This window comes from Intestinibacter sp., from assembly GCF_022780145.1.
Classification (GTDB): domain Bacteria; phylum Bacillota; class Clostridia; order Peptostreptococcales; family Peptostreptococcaceae; genus Intestinibacter.
In genome coordinates, this window is record NZ_JALEXO010000231.1 from 1 (window position 1) to 6,450 (window position 6,450).

The window sequence follows — 6,450 nt, forward strand, 5'->3', positions numbered from 1 at the left end:
TTGGAAAAATGGCTAAAATATTGTCAATTTATGATAGAAGGTGGAACTATTAGAATGTGTGCAGAAGAAGTTGGCGTTAGCGTGCCAACTGCATTTTTTATGCGTCACAGGATTTTAGACGTTATTAATTTATCTTTAAAAGATGAAATTTTAGAGGGTATAGTTGAGACAGATGCTTGCTATATCAACGAATCTTTCAAAGGATCACCTGCTTATATGCATTTTGATGAAAAATATATTAAAACATTTGATAAAAGTAGAGTACCTTGTTTAGGTGTTCATTTTAATACAACTGTGGGTATGATTACAAGTAGGAAGAATATTAAGCAGAATCAAATTTGTATTAATACAGCAATTGATAAAAAGGGACATATACTTACAAGAATAGTAGATAATGATTTTGGAAAAAGTAATAATAAAATCAAATCAAAAGATATGGTGTCATTTTTTGAGGGGAAAGTAGAAAAAGATGTAACTTTATGTGTGTATTCATGGAATTATAGGAAAGTAGCTAGAGAGCTAGATTTAAAACTAATGAAAGTGTTTGGACAAAGTAATCCTATTTATAATGTGAAACGAGTTTTTAAATACAATAGAGAATTAAGAGAATGGATGAGAAATTTTAATGGAGTTGCTACTAAATATTTAAATAATTATTTAACATGGTTTAAGTTTTTATTTATAAGTAAGAAATATAAAGAATTTAATCGAATAAAGGAATTATTTATGGAGTTGGCGACAAGAGATCTTTATATTACTCAGTATATGATAAAAAATAGATTTGTAGAATTATTATAATGAATAAATTTTATTTTGAAAAAATAGATATTAGAACTATAATTCTTCACAAAGTTCTTAAACATATTCATAATAGCAATTGATAGAGTGGTGAAGCTTCGCTAAAGATAGATATTATTAAATAATAGTTGTAAAAATGCGATAATATGGATAAAATTTAATTAAATTAAAAATCTTCATTCGAAGGTTATCAAATTGAAAAAACTACATAATATATTATTGAAAGGATAGAGATTGTAATGAATATAAAGATTTTTTTGGCGATAATTATAACATTGGCAATTGTAGCTGTTATAGCATTATTTTTTGCAGGAAACTTTTTTTATAATCTAGCAATAAATCCAAACTCTTCAAAAAAGATGATTTTCAGCAACGACGGTCTAAGTCATCATGAGTTAACTGAAGAGGAGGAATGGTTAGAAAAAAAGTCTAAGTTCAAAGATGTTTTTACAACTTCCTTCGACGGGCTAAAATTACATGCTCACGAGGTTGTATCCAATAAAAATACTAATAAATGGGCAGTTACAGTTCATGGATATATGGCAGATGCTTTCAGCCTTAGTACTAAGGCGCTTCATTATTATAATATAGGATATAATGTTTTATCTATTGATTTGAGAAGTCACGGCAAGAGCGAAGGAAATTATATAGGAATGGGGTATCACGATGCTAAGGATTTAATTGAGTGGCTTAAATACATCATTTCAAAAGATGGCGACTCTGAAATTTTAATTCACGGGGTTTCTATGGGTGCTGCTACAGTTATGATAGCGAGTGCTGAGGATGAGCTTCCTAAAAATGTAAAGGTCGTAATAGAAGATTGTGGATATTCATCAGCATTAGAGCAGTTTAAATATCAACTTAAAAAATTGTTTAATGTGCCTTCATTTCCGATATTAAATATAGCTAATTTAATAGTTAAAATCAAGGCTGGATATTATTTAAACGAGGCAAGTCCTATAGAATGTGTTTCAAAATCGAAGGTACCTATGATGTTTATACATGGAGACGATGATAAATTTGTTCCTTTTTATATGTTGGATGAGCTTTACAAAGCTTGTACAAGTGAAAAGAAAAAGTTAATTATAAAAGGAGCTTCACATGCTCATGCCGAAAGCGAAAATCCAGATAAATATTGGAGTGAAATAGATAGCTTTGTAAATAAATATATTTGATTTTATATAGAAAGGAGTTTTTGCTGTGAAAATTTATACTAAACAAGGTGACAAGGGATCTACATCTCTAATTGGTGGAACAAAGATAGAAAAAGACAGCATTAGAGTGGAAGCTTATGGTACAATCGACGAATTAAATTCGTATATCGGTCTTTGTGTAAATTATCTAGAAAAAGACGAAGATAAAGAGGTGTTGAGAAAAATACAAAAAAAATTGTTTGATGTCGGAGCAGAATTATCTACTATAAATTATGAAAGATATAAAAATATAACTAAAGAAGAGGATGTAGAAGAATTAGAAAAATTAATAGACTGTTATACAGAGAAAATAGAAAAAATAAACGAATTTATAGTTCCAGGAACATCAATTTGTTCTGCCAATTTACATATTGCTAGAACTGTCTGCAGAAGGGCGGAGAGAAGGATTTTAACTTTATCTAGAGAGGATAGAATTAACCCTATATTATTGAAGTACGTAAATAGATTATCTGATCTTTTATATATTTTAGCTCGTTACAGCGAAGAGGAAATAATTCCTGTTAAATTTTAGCAAATCGCTTCTATTAAAAAGCTCCAAAGTAAAATCTACTTTGGAGCTTTTGTATTTAATAATCTTATACTGTTTAATACGGTCGATAAGACATTAGTATTTAATATGTCTTCTTTAGTCATCTTAAAATCGTCTAATTGGCAATTTCTGATAAATAGCTTTGTAGATAGCATATTTTGCATAAATAGTTTTAAAGAAGGTTGTTCTTTAAGTAGCATAAAGTTCACAGCTATCATAACTATGTAGACTTTAAGTGATAGATAGAAGTACTGTCTTTTGAATCTTTGATATTCTTTATTTTCCTCTAAAAATAGACGAATAAAAGCATATGCCTTTAGATAGTCGTTTTGAGTTTGTAGAGAAATACTTCTAACTATGCTAGTTTTTCTTATTCTGTAGTAGTAAAGGGCGTCTGGTATAACTGTTATTTTGTTTGCTTTGTATATTAATTCCGACATAATTGCCAAATCTTCAAATTTCATATTTGGAAATATATTGTGACCTTCAAATATTTCTCTTCTCCATAATTTATTCCATAGATATGAATGAATTAGGTTGTCTGGAATTAACCCCTTTAATATTTCGTATTTATCAAATTGACCCCTTCTAAATTTATAAAATACGGGCTTTGCAAAATTAGTTTGTTCGTAATATCTGTAAAAATTGCATATAACTATATCACTACCTGTATTTAAAGCAGTATTGTATAATTTACTCAAGTAGTTTTCTTTTATAAAATCGTCGCTATCTAAAAATGCAAGGAAATCACCTGAAGCATTTTTAAGAGCTGTATTACGTGTAGTTGCAACACCGCTATTTATTTGATCTACGACTTTTATTTTAGATGATTTTTTTTCGTATTCTCTTAAAATTTCAAGAGAGTTATCTGTAGATCCATCGTTTACACATATTACTTCGTAATCGTCAAAATCTTGATTTAAAACAGAATCTAAGCATTGACGTAAGTAAATAGATGTATTGTAAACTGGAATAATAACACTAATTTTTGGTTTTTTAGTATTCATAATTCACCACCTTAATATTAATTGTTTTAATTTAAACGAAAAATCTATTGACAATTAGAGTATATCATATTATTCTCTTGCCTAATCTTACAGTTTCATTACAAAATAGTTATATTTTAGTTATATTTATATAGAATTTAAAAAGTATATACGTTAATATTAATTATATAGTCTATTTTTGCTTTGTTTTTTGATTTTCATTCATAATAAATGGGTATATTTTTTAAAAAGGAGTGTTTAATTTGATTATAAAAGGAAATTTCAACGAGGCGGAAGTGTTTACAGGAAATATAGATGATGAAACTATAGCTCAGGTTAAACAGCTTCTAGATCAAGAATTTGTAGAGGATTTAAATATCAGAATAATGCCAGACTGCCATAAAGGTTCTGGCTGTGTAATAGGAACTACTATGACTATAAAGGATAAGATAGTTCCAAATTTAGTAGGTGTAGATATAGGGTGTGGCGTTTTATGTGTTGAGCTTGGAAAACTAGATTTGGATTTAAAGAAAATCGATGATTTTATAAAAGACAACATACCACATGGATTTAAAATAAACGATAAACCGGTTATAGACTATTTAGATGAAATACTTAAAATAAAATGCTTAGACGATATTCCTAAAAAACCAACTGAATTTAACAGGGCATTAGGTTCACTTGGAGGAGGAAACCATTTCATAGAAATCGATAAAGATGATTTTGACAATAAGTATTTGGTTATTCACTCAGGCAGCAGAAACTTAGGTCTTCAAGTTGCAAATTACTATCAATCTGTCGGGTATAATACTTTAAACTATATAAGTGATGAATACGAAAAAAAATCAAAGGAATTGATAGACGAATATAAAAAATCAGGCAAGAGCAAAAAGATAGAAAAAGCTCTTAAAAATTTAAAGAAATCTCTTCGTGTAGAGAGCAAGATACCAAAGGATTTATGTTATATAGAGGGAGATAATTTAAAAAACTACCTTCACGATATGGATATTGTACAAAAGTACGCCACTAAAAATAGAGAACTTATGGCGAGACGCATAGTTGAATTTATAGGATTAGATTACGACGAGTTAAATAAATTTGAAAGTATCCATAACTATATAGAAATAGACAAGTCTATTTTGAGAAAGGGAGCCATATCTGCATACGAGGGAGAGGATTTACTAATACCTATAAATATGAGAGATGGAGTCATATTGGGAAAAGGTAAAGGTAACCCAAACTGGAACTACTCAGCTCCTCATGGTGCAGGTAGAATTTTATCTAGAGCAGGAGCCAAGGACAAAATCCATATGAATGACTACAAAGCTTCTATGAAGGGCATTTTTACAACCTGCGTAAACGTATCTACTTTGGATGAAGCTCCTCAGGCATATAAGCCTATTGAAGATATTTTAAACAATATAACAGATACAGTAGATATAGTTAAAATAATAAAACCAATTTACAATTTTAAGAGCAATTAGACTTATAGAGTCTTTTAAATTTATAATTATAGGGGGAATAGAGATGGAACCATTAGTTGTAATAATACAAGGACAACAATTTAAACTAAATAATATAAACGATTTATTAGCTTCTATATTTGGTAAAGGCTACTTCGACTTATCACAAGAGGAGAGACTCAAAGTTCGCTATGAAAAATCTTATGCAATAAGTGAATTTCACAAGTACTTACCTATAATTCATACAGATAGAGGAACTTACGGTGAAAACTTTGAAATAATAAGTGAGGACTACGATTTTGAAAATGGATTTATAATAGACGATGATTACTCTTATATATTGTCACTTTGCAAGATAAACAGCTTCATGCTTCTTGAAATTAGAAATTCTAATATATTTACAGGGTTGATAAATAAAAAGGACATAGAAGGAGATTACGTAGTTATAAATCACTTTGCTAAAGATCTTTTAGAAGAATTATATAACTAAAAAAGGGTTAAGAAGAATAAGTTTACCAGTATAATATTATGTAAACTTATTCTTCTTTTATTTTGTTTACAAATGACAAAAATGTAATTTAATATTTCGTAAAAATATTTTATAATTATGTAAGGATATATTATATATATATTAATTATTTCACCTTAAGATATACTTTATATTTTTTAAGGAGGAATAATTATGAAAAAGGTCCAAGTTCTATTGTTGGTAGTAATATTATTTATAGGATTTAGTTTTACGAAATATATAGTATCAAATAAATATGTTTATGGTGACAATACAAGTAATGGCATGGCTTTGATTGTAAATGAAGAAAATCAGCTTAGCAGTAGATTTATTCCAGAAAATTTACGAGAAATTAATATTTCTTTTGCAAATGATACGGAAGACTCAAAGAAGAAAATGACTAAAGAGGCGAAAGAAGCTTTAGAAAAATTAGTAGATGATGCAGCTCAAGATAATATAGATTTAATAGGAAAATCAGCGTATATATCTTATGCAGAACAGTACAAAGACTACTATATGAAGGTCTTAGAGGTAGGAAGTGACGAGGCAGATAGTTTAGTGGAAAAACCAGGTACTAGCGAGCATCAAACTGGTCTTTGTATAGATTTAACTAATAAAGAGTATAATCTTCAAAAAGATAGTGAAGAGTACGAATGGATTGAAAAAAATTCATATAAATACGGCTTTGTAATTAGAGATTGCAAAGAGAAAAACGTTGTACATATTAGATATGTAGGAGAGGACGTAGCTAAATACATCTACGAAAATAATTTAACACTTGAAGCGTATGTCGATGATTTGTCACTTAGGAAGGATGGTTCGACTTGAATAATAAAATATTAGTTGCAGATGATGAAAAAGAAATAAGAGATTTACTTGAAATATATCTTTTAAATGAAGGCTATAAGGTCGTAAAGGCAAAGGATGGTCAAGAAGCCTTAGATATAATGGA

Annotated in this window: 7 protein-coding genes and 1 pseudogene; 7 read left to right on the forward strand and 1 reads right to left on the reverse strand. The window is 28.8% G+C overall.

Features of this window, described 5'->3' with window-relative positions; all coding sequences use genetic code 11:
• The 3 genes from MR593_RS08740 to MR593_RS08750 all read left to right on the forward strand — a co-directional run.
• A partial coding sequence (locus MR593_RS08740) for an IS1595 family transposase (protein WP_290691956.1) occupies positions 1-798 on the forward strand: 798 nt, incomplete at its 5' end.
• 239 nt (positions 799-1,037) lie between these two features.
• Positions 1,038-1,973 (forward strand): alpha/beta hydrolase, encoded by a 936-nt coding sequence (locus MR593_RS08745; protein ID WP_290691958.1) that lies wholly within the window; start codon positions 1,038-1,040, stop codon positions 1,971-1,973.
• A 25-nt stretch (positions 1,974-1,998) separates the two neighbouring features.
• Positions 1,999-2,523 (forward strand): cob(I)yrinic acid a,c-diamide adenosyltransferase, encoded by a 525-nt coding sequence (locus tag MR593_RS08750; RefSeq protein ID WP_290691960.1) that lies wholly within the window; start codon positions 1,999-2,001, stop codon positions 2,521-2,523.
• Positions 2,524-2,558: 35 nt separating this feature from the next.
• Here the strand turns inward: MR593_RS08750 and MR593_RS08755 are convergent, their stop codons facing one another.
• On the reverse strand, positions 2,559-3,548 hold the full coding sequence (locus MR593_RS08755) for a glycosyltransferase family 2 protein (RefSeq protein WP_290691962.1): 990 nt from the start codon (positions 3,546-3,548) through the stop codon (positions 2,559-2,561).
• Positions 3,549-3,781: 233 nt separating this feature from the next.
• On the opposite strand from MR593_RS08755, the gene MR593_RS08760 reads away from it, so the two are divergent.
• The 4 genes and pseudogenes from MR593_RS08760 to MR593_RS13595 form a co-directional block, all read left to right on the forward strand.
• On the forward strand, positions 3,782-5,011 hold the full coding sequence (locus MR593_RS08760; RefSeq protein ID WP_334301810.1) for an RtcB family protein: 1,230 nt from the start codon (positions 3,782-3,784) through the stop codon (positions 5,009-5,011).
• Between the two features lie 43 nt (positions 5,012-5,054).
• Positions 5,055-5,480 carry a hypothetical protein gene (locus MR593_RS08765; RefSeq protein ID WP_290691966.1) on the forward strand — a complete coding sequence of 142 codons (426 nt, stop codon included), beginning with the start codon at positions 5,055-5,057 and terminating at the stop codon, positions 5,478-5,480.
• A 192-nt stretch (positions 5,481-5,672) separates the two neighbouring features.
• Positions 5,673-6,326 carry a M15 family metallopeptidase gene (locus MR593_RS08770; protein ID WP_290691968.1) on the forward strand — a complete coding sequence of 218 codons (654 nt, stop codon included), beginning with the start codon at positions 5,673-5,675 and terminating at the stop codon, positions 6,324-6,326.
• Positions 6,323-6,450: pseudogene (locus tag MR593_RS13595) on the forward strand (DNA-binding response regulator); the annotation flags it as partial. The gene MR593_RS08770 and the pseudogene MR593_RS13595, both read left to right, overlap by 4 nt.

Coding starts and splice junctions, on each gene's coding strand:
- MR593_RS08745 (WP_290691958.1), top strand. CDS start 1,038: ATGAATATAAAGATTTTTTTGGCGATAATTATAACATTGGCAATTGTA.
- MR593_RS08755 (WP_290691962.1), bottom strand. CDS start 3,548: ATGAATACTAAAAAACCAAAAATTAGTGTTATTATTCCAGTTTACAAT.
- MR593_RS08765 (WP_290691966.1), top strand. CDS start 5,055: ATGGAACCATTAGTTGTAATAATACAAGGACAACAATTTAAACTAAAT.
- MR593_RS08770 (WP_290691968.1), top strand. CDS start 5,673: ATGAAAAAGGTCCAAGTTCTATTGTTGGTAGTAATATTATTTATAGGA.